The following is an 18,453-nucleotide window of genomic DNA, read 5'->3' as shown; positions in this document are numbered from 1 at the left end:
CCTTGTGCAAAGATGACGGACCCCCGTCGGCACCCTGACGAATCTGCGACCTGTTCAGCTGATCCGACTGTTCGCCGGCGCACCGACCGGCACATGTGCGTACGCGTACACCACGCGGGCGGCCGGGTGGTCTCGTCCTCGGGACGGCCGCCGGAAAGGGGTGCCGGCCGCACGATGTGCGGCGTGAGTCTTGGCGTGAAGTATTGACCAACTGTCGTCACGACCCTACGTTGTGCGCGTCCTGAGAGCGCTCTCAGAGAGGTTGCGCATGAAACCCCCCAGATATCTGGCGCTGCTGTCCACGGCCGCTCTGGCCGCGACAGCTCTCGTCGGCACCGTCAGCACCGGCGTTGCCTCCGCCGCCACCGTCGGGGTCGGCAAGGGCAGTTACAGCGACGTTCGTCCCGCCGGCCGCCAGGGGCCGTCGGACAACGGTGGCCAGGCGGTCAAGCCGAAGGTCACGCCCGCCATGGCGGACACGCCCGTCCCGACGAACGACTGGTGGTCCTCGCTGGCCTTCCAGCGCTTCTCCGCCAACCCGTGGTCGGAGAACATGTACGGCCACCCCCTCACCTACAAGGCGGTCTCCGGCGGTCTCGAGGTCGGCTACCCGACCACGCACCAGATCGTGGGGGGCGGCCGTCAGTACGAGTTCCCGCACAAGGCCGATCTGACGGTGGGACTCGCGGGTCTCAACTCCCCCGACGCCAAGGCGGACGGCTGGAGCGACTGGACCGTCACCCCGTACTGGAACGACGGTGCGCGCAGCCTGCGGACGACCATCGGACACGGTCTGCCGTACGTGTACGCGGAAGGCACCGGAGGGGCGGCGCAGATCAGCGCCGCGGCCCCGCCGACCGTCTTCTCCGACCAGGGCAACGTCCTCGGTGTCACCATCTCGGGTCACGACTACGCCCTGTTCGCCCCGAGCAGCAGCGACTGGACCGTGTCCGGCAACGAGATCCGGGCGGATCTGGGCGCCGACCACTACTTCTCCCTGGCGGTGCTCCCCAGCAAGGCGGCGCTGGCGGACTTCGAGAAGTACGCCTTCAGCTTCGTGACCGGTTCGAAGGTGGACTGGGAGTACAAGGAGGGGGACGGCGAGGTCACGGCCACCTACTCGCTGACCACCGAGGCGAAGGAGGGGACCGAGACCGGCACCTTCCAGGCGCTCTACCGCCACCAGTGGCTGCACAGCAGTGATCCGATGACGGCCTACCGCTACGTCTCCTCGCGCGGCGAGATGAAGGTCCGCGAGGGCACGTCGTTCACGACCACGCAGAAGGTGAACGGTGTGCTGCCCGGCCTGCCGAGCGCCACGGGCGTCGACCGGGCGAAGCTCAAGGGCTACATCAACGACGTGCTGACCCAGGGCGACCCCTTCAGCGGCGCGACCGACACCTACTGGACGGGCAAGGCCCTGGGCAAGCTCGCCCAGCTCGTCCCGCTCGCGGACCAGATCGGGGACACCGCCGACCGGGACAAGCTGCTGAGCCTGCTCAAGGGCCGCCTGGAGGAGTGGTTCACCGTCGGTGGACCCTCCGAGTTCTCCTACGACAAGGACTGGCGCACCCTCATCGGGTACCCGGCCTCGTACGGAAGTGACCAGGAGCTCAACGACCACCACTTCCACTACTCGTACTACGTGATGGCCGCGGCCGTCGTGGCGCAGTACGACCCCACGTGGGCCGCCGACTCCGAGTGGGGCGGCATGCTCAAGGAGCTCATCAGGGACGCCGCGAACCCGGCCAGGAACGACCCCAAGTACCCGTTCCTGCGTGGCTTCGACGTCTACGCCGGCCACAGCTGGGCCGCCGGCCACGAGGCGTTCGCCGCGGGGAACAACCAGGAGTCGTCGTCCGAGTCCATCAACCTCAGCGCCGGCCTGATCCTGTGGGGCTCGGCGACGGGGAACAAGGCGCTGCGCGACCAGGGCGTCTACATGATGACGACCGAGTCGGAATCGATCGCGCAGTACTGGTTCGACGCCGACCAGCAGGTCTACCCGGAGGACTTCACCCACGACGTCGTCGGCATGGTCTGGAGCAGCGGCGGGGCCTACTCCACTTGGTGGACCGCCAACCCCGAGGAGATACACGGGATCAACTTCCTCCCGATGACGGGTGGTTCCCTCCACCTGGCCCGTGAGAAGGAGATGCTCCGCCGCAGCGTCACGGAGATGGAGAAGGAGAACGGAGGTCCGGCCGTCGAGTGGAAGGACGTCTTCTGGCAGGTGCAGGCCCTCTACGACCCGGCCAAGGCGATGAGTTACTGGAACCAGTGGAACGGCGGTTACGTTCCCGAGGCCGGCGAGACCAAGGCCCACACCTATCACTGGGTCGCCACGATGAACGCGCTCGGATCACCGGACATGACGGTCACGGCCAACTCCCCGACCGCCGTGGTCTTCGACAAGAACGGCACCAAGACCTACTCCGCGCACAACTACACCACCGAGGCGTGCTCGGTGCTCTTCTCCGACGGCGGCGTGCTGAACGTCCCGGCGCGGTCGACCGCCTCCGGCGCGGGCGCCGACACGGAGCTCGGCACCCCGTGCGGCGCCCCCGGGGACGACAAGCCCGGTGCGCCCGGCACCCCCGTCGCGAGCGATGTCACCGACAACTCCGTGACACTCACCTGGAAGGCGGCGACCGACGACAAGGGCATCAAGGACTACGACGTCTACCGCGGCACCACCAAGGTCGCCACGACCCCCGGAACCACCTACACCGACACAGGACTGACCTCGGGCACCGCGTACACCTACAGCGTCAAGGCCCGCGACACCTCCAACCAGGTCGGCCCGGCCAGTGGCACCGTGACCGCCACCACCACAGGTACCCCTCCCCCGCGCGACGAGGCGCCCGGTGCGCCCGGCACCCCGGTCGCGAGCGGTGTCACCAGCAGCTCCGTGACACTGACCTGGAAGGCGGCGACCGACGACAAGGGCATCAAGGACTACGACGTCTACCGCGGCACCACCAAGGTCGCCACGACCCCCGGAACCACCTACACCGACACGGGACTGACGGCCGGCACGGCGTACACCTACAGCGTCAAGGCCCGTGACACCGCCGGCCAGGTGGGCCCGGCGAGCGGTTCCGTGACCGTCACGACCGCAGGTCCCCCGCCGGTCACGGGGAACACCTTCTACCTGCGCTCCGGTGGCGAACTCACCACCCAGGCGGCAGGAGCGGGTTCGTCCGACACCATCGCGTCGGCCGGAGGGGCCAATCGCGACGGAACCCCGTACAACCCGCTCGTCTACGAGGTGAAGAACGTCAGGGGCACCCTGAAGGCGGGCTCCGCCACGGCCTTCACCTTCAAGGTCGACGCCGGTACCAACGTCGGCTACGCCCAGCAGGCCCGGGTCTCCTACGACCTGACCGGCGACGGCACCTTCGACCGGGTGGAGACGTTCCGCTACTTCGCCTCCGACCCGGTCACCGGCTGGGAGGACTACGCGTCGGCCCGGCAGGGTGTCTCCTCCGCGACGGGCGCCCTGGGCGACCTGAACGGGGGCACCGTCCGCGTCGAGGTCTGGAGCGCACTGGGCAACGGCCCGTCCACCCTCCAGGTGGGCACCGGTTCCGTCCTCACCATCCCCTTCGCCTGACGGGGAAACCGGCCCGGCCGGTGGGCGTGCCCACCGGCCGGGCCGGCCGCCGGGCGCCTACGGGCGGCACGACAGTTCGAACTCCGCACGTACGGTCTTCCCCACCGGCACCCGGTCGTGCACCGACCACCGGTCGGCCAGCGCCTCCACGAGGAGCAGCCCCCATCCCCCGCCCTCGCCCGCCCCGGGACTGCAGAGGGCCCCCGGTGCGGGCGGCTTCCGCTCGCCGTGCGCGTCGGACACCTCGATGCGCAGGACGGCCCCGGGGGCCCGGGTCAGCCGCAACTCGAAGTCCCGCCCTGCCACCCGGCCGTGCGTCACGGCGTTGGCCGCCAGTTCGGCGACGACCAGTGCGGCCGCGTCGGACAGCTCGCCGCCGAGCGGAACGCCCCACCGGTCGAGCTGGAGCACGGTCAGACGCCGGGCCAGCCTGGCTCCCCGCGGAGTGGAGCTGAAACGCTGGGTGAACGTGTGGGCGGCGCGCGGTGTCCGGTCGCTGTGCGCCGTGGAGGTGGTGGGGGTCGTCATGGGAGCCACGGTGACGCCGGGCGGTGAGGAACGCCAGAACAGCGGGTCGTACGCTGAGTCAGCGTACGGGTACGGAGAGTGGACACCGGTTGCGGCGACGGACCAGCATGGGCGGGACGGCTGGGAACGTGCACGTGGAGGTGGGCCGGTTGGACGACGTGGCGGTGGGTGCGGGTGGTGCCTGCGGGGGAACAGGGGGCAACGGTGGGGCGGAGCCCGAGGGTTCGGACAGCCTGAAGGCGTTCGGGGAGGTCGTGAAGGCGTTCCGGGCGCGGGCCCGGCTGACGCAGGAGCAGTTCGCCTCGCGGGTGCGGTATTCGGTGCCGACCGTGGGTTCGATCGAGCAGGGACGGCGGTTTCCGTCGGCGGAGTTCGTCGACCGGGCCGAGGAGGTCCTTGACGCGTTCGGGACGCTGCGGGGTGCGGCACGGCATCTGTCCCGGCGACCGGGGCTGGCCAGTTGGTTCCGGCAGTGGGCACGGCTGGAGCAGGAGGCGGTCAGCCTCTACACGTACGAGTGCCGTCTGGTTCCGGGTCTGTTGCAGACGGAGGCTTACGCGCGCCGGCTGTTCGTGAACCAGCTTCCTCCGTTGGGCGACGAGCAGATCGAGGCCCAGTTGGCTGCGCGGCTGGAGCGGCAGCGGTTACTGCGGGAGCGGCCGAATACGGCGTACAGCTTCATTCTGGAGGAGGGCGTATTCCTGCGTGGTACGGGCGGACCCGAGGTGACCCGAGACCTCATCGAGCACGTGCTGCGGTTGGCTGCGCTACGGAACATCGAGATCCAGGTGATGCCGCAGGCGCGAGAGAATCACGCCGGGCTGGACGGGCCGATCCAACTGCTGGAAACACGAGACAACAAGTGGTTGGCGTACTGCGAGGGACAGGAGAGCGGGCAACTGAACTCCGACCGCAAAGTGGTCAGCATGCTCCAGATGCGGTATGCCAGGATGCGGTCACAGGCTCTTTCCCTAGAGGACTCCACGAGCCTGCTGCGGAGGATGCGAGGAGCGGCATGAGCACCACAGAACTGGCCTGGTTCAAGAGCAGCTACAGCGGGGGTTCCGGCGACAGCTGCGTCGAGGTGGCGGTGTCACCTGTGACGGTGCACATCCGGGACTCGAAGGTCGATGACGGCCCGCAGCTCGCCCTGGCGCGCGCCTCATGGGCAAGCTTCGTCCCGTACGCGACACAGGCCTGATCGAGCGCCCCCGTGCCGGATCGAGTCCGGGTCCCCGCGTGGCCTTCCTCGCGGGTGTCCCTCATCCGCCGGGCGACGTAGTCGTGGGCCGCTCGCGTCTCGGCTCCATCGCCGACCGTGGCCCGCTGCTCTCGGGACGGAGAGGGCGCAGGGGCGCAGGTCCGGGAAAGGGGAGCGTCCCCGCTCCGTCGGCGCGATTGAGCGCGCCTCGGGAACGGGGACGCGTGGTCCGTCCGAGCTGACTCAGACGATCCAGTGGTCACCGGAGCCGCAGTCGGCGATCTCCAGCCGGGCGTCGTTGCCCGCTCCCGCGCCGCCGGTCGGGCGCAGGCACAGGTCGTTGCTGACGGCGTTCCGGATCCAGTTCGTCCCGTCCCCGCGGGGGTCGAGCCACCAGAGCTGGTTGTCACCGGTCGGTCGGCAGTGGAACTCGCTGACCTTCGTGCCCGCGGACCTCGCCTTGTAGTAGCCCAGGTCCAGGCAGAACCCGTCCTTGCTGTTACGGATCAGGAAGAGCGGGGCGTTCTGGGGCCCGCCGTTCCTGCTCACGATGTCCAGGCTCCACAGCTGGTTGTCTGCGGCCGTGTTGTTGCACGGGTACTGGTTGACGGGCTCGTTGATCTCGCCCGCACCGTAACCGCCGACGTCCACGCACTGGCCGGTCGCCGCGTTCTTGAGCACGGTGTTCTGCACTCCGGAGCGGCCGTTGGCCCACTGACGGAGCTTCTCGGCCGGGGTCAGCTCCACGACCGCGGCCTTCTTCTCGGCCTTGGGCGTGGGCGTGGGCGTGGGCGTGGAGGCGCTCGGTGACGGGGTGGGCGTCTCCTTGCGGACCACGGGGACGGGCGGGGGCTGCTGCTTCTTCTCCTCCTTCTTGCTCGGTTTGACGGAGGGCGTCGGTGACTTGCTGGTGTAGGTGTCCGGAGCGGTGGAGCGTTCGGTGTCCAGGACCGTCCCGGCGGCGTTCTCCGTCCGGGTCCGCTCGGGCTTGCGGTCGTCCTGCCCGGCCACGAGGAACGGCACCGCGATGAGTATCGCGCCGACGATCGCCGCCCCCGCCAGCATCGGCTTCTTGGGACGACTGCCGGGCGGTTCGTCGCCCGGGTGCCCACTGGCTCCAGCACCGCCGCTGCCGGCCGCTGACGCGGCCATCGCGGCGTCCGGGGACGCGCCCGCGGTGCTGACGGTCGTCGTCCCCGCAGCCGGGGCGGCGGACGGCGTCGCCGTGGCGGCGGCCGAGGCGCCGGAGGCCGCCGTACCCGCCCAGGAGGTCGTACGCCCCGTGGAGGCCGGAGTGGCGGAGGTGGCCGAGGAGTCGGCCGCGGACGCACCTGGTTCAGGTGTCTCCCCGGCCGACGGCCCCGGGGCGCCGATGCCCCGCGCGGTACCGGTGGCCGCGGCGGCTCCCGTCCGCTCCGTTGTCTTCTTCCGGGCTCCCGTGTTCTCCGGCCCGCCGGTGTCAGGGTCCTGGTTCTCCGGGTCTTCCGTACGGGCAGCCGTGACCGGGGTGGCCACGGCCGGCGTGCTCGCGGGGCCACGCCGTCCGCCCCCCGGAGCGAGGGCGCCACCGGGATCGCCGGTCGCCCCTCGCATCGTCACCGCCCGGCGGACGGAGACCGGTGCACTCCCGGCTCTCCCGGGGTCGCCCGCGCCGGCGGATGTGCCCGACGGTGGTGGTACGCGATGGGAAGGATCATGCTCACGCGCCATGCAATTTCCTTACTCATGTCTGGATTCGGTGTCGTGTCACGGCCCGGCACCCACGGCACCCACGCAGCGCTCCGGCCAGTGGCCGGTACCCGCAGGTGCCGCCGAGCGCCCGCGCACGACATCGTCCAGCCGGGCGAGTACGGCTCGATCCACTTCGGGATCGGGCGTGGTCGCCGCGGCAGGACCGGTCAGTTCACGCAGATTGATCTGTACGGCCTGGCCGTCGCGGCGGACGTCCAGTACCCGGAAGAGGGTCCCCGGGGCGAACACCACCTCGTCCGGCCCCCGGCCGTGGTCGGACAGCTGCCGTACACGACGGCCCGCCACCGACCAGATGACGTAACTCCCGCCCGGCACGGTCGCCGTGCGGGTGGGGTCGAACGGGGTGGTACTGAGGAGGGCCGCGTCGCGCAGCAGGGTGCCGGGGCGGGGAAGAGCGGGGGCGCCGGAGCCCTCGGCGGAGGGATCACTGCCCGTGCCGCGCAGCACCGCGCCCCGGTAGGACGGTAGCCGGTTCAGAGCCGAGGCCACACAGGCACCGTACGGCAGCATGCCCGGTTCGTACTCGCGCAGGGCCCGCGTCAACGCGCCGTGGCTCAGGGGGCCTTCGGTAACGTGCAGGTACATCCGCAGCGCGATCAGATCGGCGCGCGCCGCCTCCTGCTCCTTGCCGCGCAGCGCGGGCATGCGGGCCAGGGAGCGGGCGACGGCCGCGCCGTGCCGGTCCCACATCCCCTCCGCGAGCGTACGGAAGGCGGTGCGCTCCGCTTCGGAGCTGCGGTGTCCGGGGTCGAACGGCACGGGCGGCAGCGGGGTCGGCGGGAGGTGGACCGCGTCGGCCTCGGCCTCGGCCTCGGCTTCGGCTTCGGCTTCGGCGTCATCGGCCTCGGTCTCCTCGGCGGCCCCCGGGGCTCCAGGAGCGCCCGAAGCGCCGGGTATGTCCGTCGCCTGCGGGGGAGCAGGAGCCGTCGTGGCGCCGGAATGCCCCGCCGCTCGGCCGGACTCGTCCGGTTCGCGGGCAGCGTCCGTCGCCGTCCCCGTTCCGCCCTGTGCCGCCGGCGCGTCCGGCGCCTCGGACGTCACGTCCCGCGAAGCCGTGACCCCCGGCGCGGCGGGCGCCGGGTCGGCCGGTGTCCCGGATTGCACGCGCATCGGTGTCGGCGGAGGCGGAGGCACGACGTCAGGCCGGTCAGAGGCCTCCGGTTCGTCCGGGCGGGAGTCGTCTGCGGGCCCTGCGGCCGGTGCTTCCTCCGCGGCGGGTGCTTCCCCGGCAGCCGGGGGTGCACCCTCTGCGGCCGCCACTCCCCCGGCCGCAGGGCCCGAGCCCTCCGCCGACACGGGGGTGTCCCCGGACGGGGTCCCTCCGGGCAAGGTGCCTTCCGTCGGACTGCCCACAGCGGACGTGCCTTTCGCCGGGCTGCCCGCAACCGACGTTCCTTCCGCCGGGCTGCGGTCGGCTCGCGTGCCGTCCGCGGGGCTGCCCACAGCCGGGCCGCCACCACCAGCGGGGCCACCGGCCGGGCTGTCACCCCCACCCAGGCCGTCGGCCGGAGAGCCGCCGGGCGCGCCGGACCCGACGTGCCGCACCGGGCCGTCAGGCCTCGCCGGACCCCCGGTCACCGCCGGGCCGTCGTCCGTCCCGGCGGCCTCGCCCGTTCGCGTACCGCCGGACGTGCCCCTGGCGCCGTCCCGCACAGGCCCGTCCACCGCGGCAGGACCGGCGGCAGCGACGGGTGCGCCCCTGCGCCCGGATTCACCGGCTCGGGTCGGCACATCACCGGATCGGCCCGTCTCGGCAGCGGGCTCCCTGAGCGCCCGAGGGCCGCCGGGTCCCTCGGCCGTGACCGTGCCGGGCGCCCGGCCCGGCATCCCGGTGTTCGACGGCCCGTCAGCGCCCGCCATCGCGCCGGCCATCGCTTCCCGGAGCTGCCGGGCGCGTTCGGCCCGTGCGGCCCGTCCAGCGCCTCCCGCCGGCCCGCCGGGCCCGGCTCCGGGAGCATGCCCCTGCTGGGACGGCGGCAACGGCCGCGACGGCAGGTTCGGTCGCCCCGACTGCGCCGACTGCGCGGGCTGCCCGGTCTGTTCCGGTCGCAGCGGCCCCGCCTGCGCAGACCGGCCCGGCAGACTCGGTTGCCCGGACTGTGTCCGGGTGCCCTGGCCCGGCTCCGGTCGGCCCACCGGCGCAGCGGCACCGGCCGGGCCGGCACCCGTCGCAGCGGGCCGCATCGGCGCGGGCGGGGCCGCTGCCGCCGTCCGGGCGGGCAGCGCCTGGCCCTGGGCCGTGGGCCTGGACCGGGCCGGGGCCGGGGCGGGAGCGGCGTAGCGCAGGGTGCGCAGCCGGTGCTGTGCCGCCAGCTGGCGCAGGCCGCGCCCGCCGTCATGGGGCACACCGTGCACGTGGAGCGTCGCACGCTCGCGCAGGGCCGGGGTCAGGGCCCCCAGCAGGCGCGACAGCGCCGGCGACAGCGATGCGTCCATCAGCTCGCCCGGCATACCCAGCTCGATCACGGGGCCGCCCGCGTCCACCTGACGTGCCGTGGGGGACATAGGGGGGCCGCCACGCCGGCCGACCCAGAGGCCCGCCCTGGTGACGGTGACCTGCCAACGGTCCGTCAGGCCGGTCACGCCCGACTCCGGACGCGCGGGGCCCGGCAGCGGGGGGCTCCAGCGGAGCAGCCGTGGCGGCCGGGCCCGGCCTTCCTCGTCCGGCGGCCGGCACACGACGGCGTCCACGAACGGCAGCCACGTCGGTGTGCCGTCGGGCGCGGCCAGGACCGACCGTACGGAGTACGAACCGAGCGGACCGGCCGCCGCGACGAGCGGCAGCCCGGTCATCACCTCCACGTCCGTCTCCAGCCGGTCGCACACCGACTGCGCCAGCCGGAGCACGTCACGCCGGCCGCCGGGCGCGAGCCGCACGCCGGACCTGGCTCCCTCCGGCAGGGCCGCCAGTACCTCGGCGACCTCCTCGGCCGACACGTCCTCGCCGTAGGGCACACCGACCACCACGGCCGGGCGCCGGGGGTCGACCGGAACGGCGTGGTACAGGTCGCCCGGCTGGGTCGCCGGGGCCCCGGCGGGGCGTACCAGCAACCCGGCGGGGATGTGCTCCACCACGCTGCCGCCCGCCGTACCCGACGGCACGCCGCGCAGCGCGGGCTGCCAGGAGGGCTCCGGGCTGCGCGGGCCCAGTGGTTCGGGTTCCGCGCCCGGGGCGAACCGCCACCAGCCGCCCTCCCCCGGTTTCCCGTCGGCGGAGGGGGCGGGAGGGACGAAGAGCGAGCCGCCGGGCACGACGAGGGGCGCCCCGTCCGGGGCCTTGACCTCGACCCCCCAGGCGTCGGCGATCCGGCGCGCGGTGCCGGGCCGGTCCTTGGCGTCCTGACCGGCACCGGCCATGACGAGCCGTACGGTGTCGGCGCCGGACTCGCTCAGCGAGTCCAGCAGTTCGCTCAGTCTCGGCCAGAAGGCGGCGGAGTCCATGCCTTCGGCGCCCGCGATGACGGTCACGGTCCCGTCGTCGGTGCGCGTGCCGCGTGCCAGGTCGGCGACGTCGGCGGGGGTGAGCGTGTTGTCCGACGGCGTCCGGAGCAGCAGCAGGCCGTCGTGGTCCTCGACCAGAAGTCCTTCCGCCGCTGTGTTGTCCGGCCCCTCGTCGGCGGGCCGGACGTCGGCAGGCCGGCGCCCGGCCGGGGCCGAGGACCGGTCGCCGCGGCGCCGCGCGAAGAGGCCACGTCGGCGTGTCACTCCCGGGGCCCCTCTCCGGCCGCGGGCTCCGCCGCCTCGGGGGCGTCGGGCGCCTCGGGCACGCCGGCGACGCCGGAGCCGTCCTCTCCCCCGGCCACGTGGGTGTCCGCACCCGGTGCCGCCGCGGAAGCGGCGGTGGCCGCCTCCTCGTCCGCCGCCCGGCCCGCCGGGTCTCCCACCCGCACCACGTGGATGCGCGGGGTCCCCGCCGCACCCGGCGCTTCCCCGCTCACCGGGCGGCTCTCGCCGCGCTCCTGGGCCGCGATCTCCTCGGCCAGCGCCTCGGTCTCCATGACCATCCCGGCCGGTCCGGTCGGGTTCACGTAGAGGGAGTGCCCCTGGGGAAGCCCTTCCACCACGTCCGCCACCGGGACCAGCCGCGCGGCGAACGTCCCGACGACACGGTGGTAGGCGGGGCTGGTAAAGACGGGGACGACCGGTTCGCCCTGGGCCGACCGCAGGGCGGCCGGCTCGCCGTCGGGCCCGATGAGCACCGCGACCTGAGCGGCGGCCAGCGTGCGCAGGACCTCTCCGGCGGGACCGTAGCCCGTGACGGCACGCTGGATCGCGGATTCGACGGGGTCGGTGGCCCTCGGCCAGCCGAGCGCCTCCGGGGAGGGGCGGTACCGCTCGTTGTCCTCCCAGGCCACGATCGTGCCCGTGGCGTCCGTACGCCATCGGCCGGGGACCGCCCAGTCCGGTGGTGTGCCCGCGCCCTTCCAGGCCGCGTCGGGAACGCTCAGCCAGCGGTCCGGCAGGCCGCGGGCCGCCTCGGCCACTTCGGGAGGCGGTTCGGGCAGCGTCCCGGCCGTGTCGTCGTCCGTGGCCGACGGCGCGACGGGGGTGGGAACTCCGGAACGTCCGGTGTCGATCCGCCCGTACGCCGGTGTCGCCGCAGGGTCCTCGGCCTCGGGAAAGGGTTCGGGCCGGGGCGCGGGAGGCGTCTTCGGGACGGACCTGTCGTCGTACTCACTCACCGGCGGGCACTCCAGAAACAGAAGACACGGTCCATCCTTTCGAACTCACCCTCATCAGTTAACAGTCCGGTGGTACGGACCTCTAAGTCGGGGTGCCCTTCCATGCGGTGCCGGGTGCGGAACGTGACGCCGTGCGGCCGGCGGCCGTGGTCCGGAGCGGGGACCACTGCGTCCCCGGGAACCACCACCCCCGCGAGACCGTCGCCCGCCGCGGCCGGGGGCCACGTCGGACGACGGCTCGAAGATACGTTCAAGCGTCAACGGTACACGCAAGGGGGAGAGTTGGTCGGCCATGCGGATTCCCTCGTTCCCGCACGTCCGCCGGACGCCTGCCGTACGCCCGCCGGACCCCTGCCGTATGCCCTCCGTGGCATCCGCGGCACGGTGCGGGCCCCACCCGGACGGGCCGCGCGTCAGTCCTCGTCCTCGGCCCCGCGCCGGTCCCGCTCCTGCGCGGTGTCCGCGCCGGTACCGAACCCCTCCTCCGGTCCGTCCGGCCGCGGCAGTTCGCCCGCGCCCAGGAAGTCGGGCCAGTCCTCCCCCGCCCCGGTGTCCTGCTGGTCCACGCCCGTCCCGGGAGCGCCGTCGGCCGGTGCGGGCTCGGGCGGCCACGCGTCGAAGTCGTCCAGCGCCGCGAACCTCTCCAGTTCGGCCATGGCCGCACGCAGCGCGTCCGCCGTGACGAGCTGGCCCACCGGGGCGGAGGAGCTGAGGAAGAGCACCTCCTTGCCCTCCGGCAGCCGGTCCAGGAGATCGGGTACGAGCATCACCTCGTGCGGGGGCAGTTTGTCCTGCTCCAACTCCGGTGCCGTCGAGAAGACGGGTACGGCCTCCGTACCGTCCTCCGCGTCGGTCACCGCCAGGCCGCCCTGCCCGTCGACGCACACCGCCACTTCGGCGTCGGCGAGCATCAGGGCGAACAGGTCCTCCGATGCGTACCCGGTGGCGACCAGCTGCACGGCGGCGTCCACGGGGCCGACCGGCGGGGCCCAGCCGTGGGCGTCGGGTGAGGGCCGGTACTCGTCGTTCGGCTCCCACTCGACGATCTCCCCGTTCTCGTCGCTGCGCCAGCGTCCGAGGCTCGCCCAGGAGGGCGGGGGCTCACCCTCGTCACCGCTCCAGTGCCGGTCGATGACGGACAGCCAGTGGTTCGGGGCCACCTTGGCCGCCTTGACGTAGTCCTCGGGCGGTTCCCGGTATCCGGGCCGGCCCTTCAGCACGGCGGACGGGCCGCCCTGTGCGGCGGAAGGGCCGGGGCCTACGCCGGCGGGCCCGTCCGGGGTGACCGCCTCGGCGGGGTTCTCGGGCTCGTGCTCCGGAGTACCGGAAGGGCTCGTCATGCGGGGCAACTCCATCGGTGTGCGGTGTTCGGTGTGCGATGCGCGGTGGGTGGAACGGTGCGACGGGGGGTCAGGCGCCGGGGCCGGCGACCTGCTCCGGACCGGCCTCGCCCCCGGCCCGGGTGCCGGCGGGGGTTACGGTGACCGGGTGCTTCGGCAGGTCCGCGCCTCGGTCCGTCGAGGAGCGCGCGGAGGCTGGCGTCTCTCCGGACCCCTTCGCCTCGCCGGTCCCCGCAGTCCCCCGGGCCTCCTCGTCGAGCGCCTGACGCAGGGCGTCGGTCTCCACGGCCATGCCGACTGGCCCTGACGGGTTGAGGTAGAGCACATGGCCTTCCGGTATCCGGTCCACCAGTTCGCGCACCGGCGCCAGTTCGTAGCCGAAGCGCCCGGCCGTGTGCAGGTACGTGGGCGAGCTGAAGACGGGCACCACCGCCGCCCCGTCGGGCGAGGTGGCCGACAGGGGGAAGCCGCCGGGGCCGAGCAGGACGGCGACCTCCGCCACGGCCAGCGTCCGCGTGACCGCCTCGCCCGGGCCGTAACCGGTGGCGGCGAGCTGGACCGCCTCGTCCACCGGGTCGGTCGGAGCGGGCCAGCCGAGCGCCTGGGGCGAGGGGCGGTACTCCTCGTTGGGGCGCCACTCCTCGATGTCACCGTCATGACCGGACCTCCACCGGCCCACCACCGCCCAGTCGGGCGGCTCGCCCTCCCCCGACCACGCGGGGTCGACCATGCCCAGCCAGTGGTCGGGAGCGAGCCGGGCCGCCTCCTCGATCTCCTCGGGGACCGGCGGCACGGTGTCGTCGGTGGCTCCGGCCCCGGCGGTGTCGTCGTTCATGGGCTCCTCGCTGGGGTGGTGGGGTGTCATGCGCGGTAGTCGTCCAGTATGCGGCGGAGCCTGTCGGCGAGGGAGCCGGCCGGGGTCAGGTTCCGGGCCCGGAACCAGGCGTCGACCAGGCGCTCCAGCCGACCGGCGGTCAGGACGCCGTCGTCGGAACCGGGCAGGACCTCGGCGGCCGCCGGGCCCAGCGCCGCCAGGACGGACAAGGCGTCGTCCAGTACGTCCTGATGGTCCGCCGACCACTCGGCCACCTCGGGGTCGGCCGGGTCCGCCGGACCGGTCGGCCCCCCGTCGGCAGGCAGACCCGCCGCGTCCAGCGCGTGCTCGTCGGGGAACCTGCCGTCGACGGCGACGTGTTCCCGCAGCTCCGCTTCGGTCAAGGGGGCGAGACGGTGGTAACGGCCCCAGTTGTCGACGTAGTCGAGGTCTGCCGGCTCCGCGGCGCCGCTCTCCCTCAGTCGCTCGAGGACCAGTTGGGTGCCCCGCATGATCTCGTCCAGGGTGTGGTGCCCCGCCTGCAGCATCTCGGCCATCAGCGCGATCCGCACCAGGCCCAGGTCGACGTCGAGGCCCCATGCGTCGCGCATCTTCACGGCCTGCGCCATCAGGCGGTGGGCCGAGCCGGAGGTACCGGCCCGGACCAGGGCTCCCCTCGTCTCCGCCTCGGACTGGGGAGCGCTGCTCATGGCGATGTCGTAGCGGTTCATCCCCGGCACCCACGGGATGGTGTCGTCCGGCATCAGGGCACGCTCGGCCTCGCTCAGCGGGGGCGACAGGTCATCCGGGCGCAGCGGTGTGCGCAGCGCCCGCTCGGCGCGGGCCAGCCGCGCCTGCTCCTCGGGCGTTCGGTACGGCTGTGCGCCCAGCTCCTCGTAGGCGGTCATCGTCTCGGCGGGCGGCCGGGAGGACCGGTACTCCGCGGTGATCACCTCGGGGTTCGGGTCGGGGCTGCCGAGCAGGTCGGAGATCAGTCCGCCGTGCCCGTCCGGTGACCGGGAGCCGATCCACAGCATGGCCATGCGTTCGCGCAGGTTGCCCGCTTCCGCGACCGCCTGGAGCCGGTCCCGGGAGGTGCCCACCGCGCCGTCGACGGCGGGGTCGTCCGAGCCGAGTTCCGCCCAGCGATCCGCCGCCACGGCCCGGGTCCAGAGCTCCGCGGTCATCACGCCGAGCTGGCGGTTCGCCGCTTCGTGACCGCCGAGATACCGGCCCAGCCGCTCCTCGAAACGTGCGGCCTCCGTCATGTAGCGGATACGGGCCATGACCCACTCCGGCGCCTGCGGCGCCGCCGCCGGGCGCAGCACGGACACCGGCGCCGAGGACAGGGCGTCCACCACCCGGTTCAGCCGTGCCCCGCTCCCGTCGGTGGTGTCGCCCGGCCCGTCCGCAAGCCCGGCGAGGTGGCGGTCCCCGTCCTGGACCAGCAGTGCGGGGGGTACGGCGCCGGTGCGCTCGCCGTGGAGCGTCACCTCGCCGTCCGGGCCGGCCACGGCTACCGCCACCCCGAGTCCGCGGGTTACCGCCGTCACGAGGGGCCCCATCGGCACGGGTGCGCCGTCGGCCCCGTAGGAGGAATCGCTCAGCAGCACCCGAAGACGCTGGACGGCGCTCAGCGGGACCCCTGCGGCCGGGAGCTTGTCGCCGAGGAGCATGGCCTCTGCGCGCTGGGAGATGTCGAGGGGTGCCCCGACCCTGTCCAGGAGGCGCAGCGGAAGGTGGCGGCTCGCGTCGACCGGTGGGACCTCCGCCTCGGACGCCTCGTCGTCGGTGAGGGCCCCGTCCAGCCAGGCGCGGAGGTCGTCGTCCGTGTCGATGCCCGCCTCCTGGAGGGCGTCGGCCGCGGCGTAGCGGAGGGCGAAGAGCAGGGTGGCCAGGGTCCGGTCGCCCTCCCCCCGTGACTCGTGGAGGGCGTAGACGGTGCCGTCGAACTCGGCGGCGTACGGGCCGTTGCGCCGGTAGCCGTCCGGAGGTGCCGGGGCGTCGGCCTCCAGGACGGTGGCCTCGTCACCGGCCTCCAGGAGGGCGGCCTCGTCGTCGGTGAGCTCCACGATGCGCGGCAGCACCGGCCAGTCCTCGGCGTTGTGGAGGACCGGAGGGGGGTAGGCGGGCATCTCCTGGAACTCGTACTCGGCGAAACGCCGCCCTGTCGCGGCATCCGTCTCGATGTCGCGGCTGATCACGCTCATCGCCGTGCCCGGCGGGTAGAGCACCTCCTCCTCGTCGATCCAGGCCGAGAACGGTGCCACCTGGCGGGCGGTGGAGTGCGCCACGTACCCCCGCATCGCGTGCCGGTCCTGGGCGTCGCCCATCCCCCTGAGGTCGCCCTGTGTGTACCCTCCCGCCGTCTCCCAGTCCTCGGTGGTGCTGCGGAACCGCGGGATGTACAGCGTGGTCCTGGTGAGGAGGGGCCCGTCCTGCGCGATCGCGTCCAGGGGTCCGGGGAGCCAGCCACCCCAGTAGACCGGGCCGTTCACCGGCGGAAGGATCTCCAGCGCCTCGACCGCCATGTCGACGTGCATGGCCATGTCGTCGTACAGCTTGTCGGCGATCCGGTCGACCCGGCGGCGGATGGCCCTGGTCTCCTCCGCCGTCTCCTCCTCGGTCGCCTCCGTGTCCAGGTCCCGCAGATCGGATATCGCGTCACTCAGGCCTTCGTGGGCGTCCAGCAGTTCCGGCAGGCCCTGGCCGGCTTCCACGACGTCCTCCCGCACGTACTGCCATATCCGCTGCCTGAACATCCAGCGGCCGGCGGCGCCGAAGCGGCTCGCGGTGACATAGGTCTTGAAGAGCTCGTGGTCCTGGCTGGTGTAGAGGAACAGCGCCGTCAGATGGCCGGGAGCCAGGGCACGCAGGGACGCCCGGCCCCGCTCCCCGAACCGCTCGAGCCACTGGGAGGCCACCTTGACCCGTGGCGCCAGTTCCTCCCCCACGGGTGCCCCGGTCTGCGCCGCGGTCAGTGCCTCCGCGATGTCCCCGGGAACGGCGACGTCGTAGCGGGAGACGAAGCGCGTCCTGCTGTCGTAGGCGTGGTGGTGCGGCAGGACCGGGCCGACACCGAAGGCACGTCCGGCCGCCCGGTGCAGCCGGGCACCGTCGCGGGTGAGTGCGACGCGTTCCGCCTCGGTGCCCACGCCGGCCATGTGGGAGGCGCGCAGCACCTCGTGCAGGGACTGGGTGTCGGTCAGGATCGACCAGGCCAGCAGCGCCTTGCGGAAGGCCATCAGCTCGGGTCCGCTCGCCCCGATCGCCCGGTAGGCCTGCATCAACCACAGGGCCGGGCCGACCACCCCGCCGACGTAGCGGAATCCGCGTGGGTCGTGCGCGGTCCGGTACGCACCCTGCCGCGGTCCGTGCGGCCGCGGAGCCCACGGTGAGCGGAGCCAGCCGGGCAGGGTGTTCAGCAGGGTGACGGGCCTCCCGTCGCCGTAGGCCGCGTGGCCGAACGCCTGGATCACCTGGGGGACGGACGGTCCGGCCTCCAGGAATCGGCGCACCGCGTCCGGTGCCGCGAGCCACTGCCCGGCCTCCGGCCCCTGGAAGAAGGCGCTGTCCGCGGCGAGCGCGCCGTGCCGCTGCGCCAGGACGTCGTGGAGCCGGGTGAGGGCACGCACGGCACCCTGGACAGCCTCGGGGTCGGCGGCCAGCTTCTGCGCCAGGCCCAGCTCGAAACGGTAGCTGTAGTTCCGCCACTGCCGGTCCCGGTAGAGCCCGGCGAATCGAACACTCTCGGGTGATCCTGGGACACGCCATCCGGGCACGGACCAGGGCGCGCCGGTGGACGCGCCCGGCTCCCCGGTGGGAGTCGAGGGCAGGGGGAGGGCGAGGTCAGTGCCGGTCCGGGAGCGCGGGGTGACGCGCAGCATGGTCGTGGGGCTGCCGTCGGCGGCCTCCAGAAGGTGGATGTCTGCCGTCGGCTGCCCGTCCTCGTCCCGCCCGGGGGTGATCGCGGTGCGGCCGGTGTTGAGGTACACGTCCAGGCCGGTGAGGTCGGCGATCCCCTCGGCCCGTCGAACGGCGCGCCGCAGGCTGTCGCCCCCGGGTGCGGTGCCGGTGGGCACGCCGGTGCCGGTGGCGAAGTCGCACGAGAGGACCGTGATGGTGGTGAAGCCCGCAGCGGCCAGGTCCTGGCCGAGCAGGCGCCCCACCATCGCGCCGTCCGCACCGACGGGCATGTCGTTCCCACCGGTGACGGCATAGCCGTCCACTCCTCCGTGGGACGCCCAGAAGAACGTGCCGGACCGTGCCGTGGTGGGCAGGGGACGCCGCCGGGCCACGCGTTCCTGGGCCGGGCCGCGACTCCACTCGGTGTAGTGGGTCGCCTCGGACAGACGGCCGTAGAAGGGCTCGCGCAGCTCCCAGTCACGCCGGCTGAAGGATGCCTTGCCGACCGTCCTGCCGTTCGCACGGATCTCCTGGACGACGATCCCCTCGGGGGCCGGCGCCGTCTCCTGACCCGCCCACGGGGCGTTCCAGTAGTCACGCTGCGGGTAGGCGCC

10 protein-coding genes (1 of these 10 only partly in view) are annotated in these 18,453 nt (G+C 73.3%); 3 read left to right on the top strand and 7 right to left on the bottom strand.

The genetic code is table 11. The features are described from left to right. The first annotated feature begins 268 nt into the window (after positions 1-268). Entirely contained in the window at positions 269-3,616 is a 3,348-nt protein-coding gene (locus BA175_RS01455) for a glycosyl hydrolase (protein WP_107407499.1), read from the top strand. A gap of 57 nt (positions 3,617-3,673) precedes the next feature. Here the strand turns inward: BA175_RS01455 and BA175_RS01450 are convergent, their stop codons facing one another. Continuing rightward, positions 3,674-4,144, bottom strand: a complete 471-nt coding sequence (locus BA175_RS01450) for an ATP-binding protein (protein WP_069169337.1) — start codon at positions 4,142-4,144, stop codon at positions 3,674-3,676. 149 nt (positions 4,145-4,293) lie between these two features. On the opposite strand from BA175_RS01450, the gene BA175_RS01445 reads away from it, so the two are divergent. Then, positions 4,294-5,163 (top strand): helix-turn-helix domain-containing protein, encoded by an 870-nt coding sequence (locus BA175_RS01445; protein WP_438947304.1) that lies wholly within the window; start codon positions 4,294-4,296, stop codon positions 5,161-5,163. Further along, the gene (locus BA175_RS01440; protein ID WP_069169336.1) at positions 5,160-5,345 is read left to right on the top strand and encodes a DUF397 domain-containing protein; all 186 of its coding nucleotides are present in this window, start codon (positions 5,160-5,162) and stop codon (positions 5,343-5,345) included. The genes BA175_RS01445 and BA175_RS01440 overlap by 4 nt, the downstream gene beginning before the upstream one ends. Positions 5,346-5,588: 243 nt before the next feature. Here the strand turns inward: BA175_RS01440 and BA175_RS01435 are convergent, their stop codons facing one another. From BA175_RS01435 to BA175_RS01410, 6 genes are all read right to left on the bottom strand, one after another. After that, positions 5,589-6,860, bottom strand: coding sequence for an RICIN domain-containing protein (locus BA175_RS01435; RefSeq protein ID WP_254667790.1), 1,272 nt, complete (start codon positions 6,858-6,860; stop codon positions 5,589-5,591). Positions 6,861-7,091: 231 nt separating this feature from the next. After that, the gene (locus BA175_RS01430) at positions 7,092-10,802 is read right to left on the bottom strand and encodes a hypothetical protein (protein WP_069169335.1); all 3,711 of its coding nucleotides are present in this window, start codon (positions 10,800-10,802) and stop codon (positions 7,092-7,094) included. Further along, on the bottom strand, positions 10,799-11,779 hold the full coding sequence (locus BA175_RS01425) for a type VII secretion system-associated protein (RefSeq protein ID WP_069169334.1): 981 nt from the start codon (positions 11,777-11,779) through the stop codon (positions 10,799-10,801). The genes BA175_RS01430 and BA175_RS01425 overlap by 4 nt, the downstream gene beginning before the upstream one ends. A 413-nt stretch (positions 11,780-12,192) precedes the next feature. Continuing rightward, a complete protein-coding gene (locus BA175_RS01420) occupies positions 12,193-13,119 on the bottom strand; it encodes a type VII secretion system-associated protein (protein WP_069169333.1) in 927 nt (308 codons plus the stop codon). 70 nt (positions 13,120-13,189) lie between these two features. Then, entirely contained in the window at positions 13,190-13,954 is a 765-nt protein-coding gene (locus tag BA175_RS01415) for a type VII secretion system-associated protein (protein ID WP_069169332.1), read from the bottom strand. Between the two features lie 26 nt (positions 13,955-13,980). Beyond that, on the bottom strand, positions 13,981-18,453 hold the final stretch of the coding sequence (locus tag BA175_RS01410; RefSeq protein WP_069169331.1) for a lonely Cys domain-containing protein. The gene runs 39,909 nt beyond the window's last position; only the last 4,473 of its 44,382 coding nucleotides appear in the window; the start codon falls outside the window, past its right edge — the gene reads right to left on this strand; it ends in the stop codon at positions 13,981-13,983.

It is taken from the genome of Streptomyces griseus (assembly GCF_001715295.1).
GTDB classification, from domain to species: Bacteria; Actinomycetota; Actinomycetes; order Streptomycetales; family Streptomycetaceae; genus Streptomyces; species Streptomyces griseus_G.
This window is presented reverse-complemented; position numbering and strand designations above follow the sequence as displayed.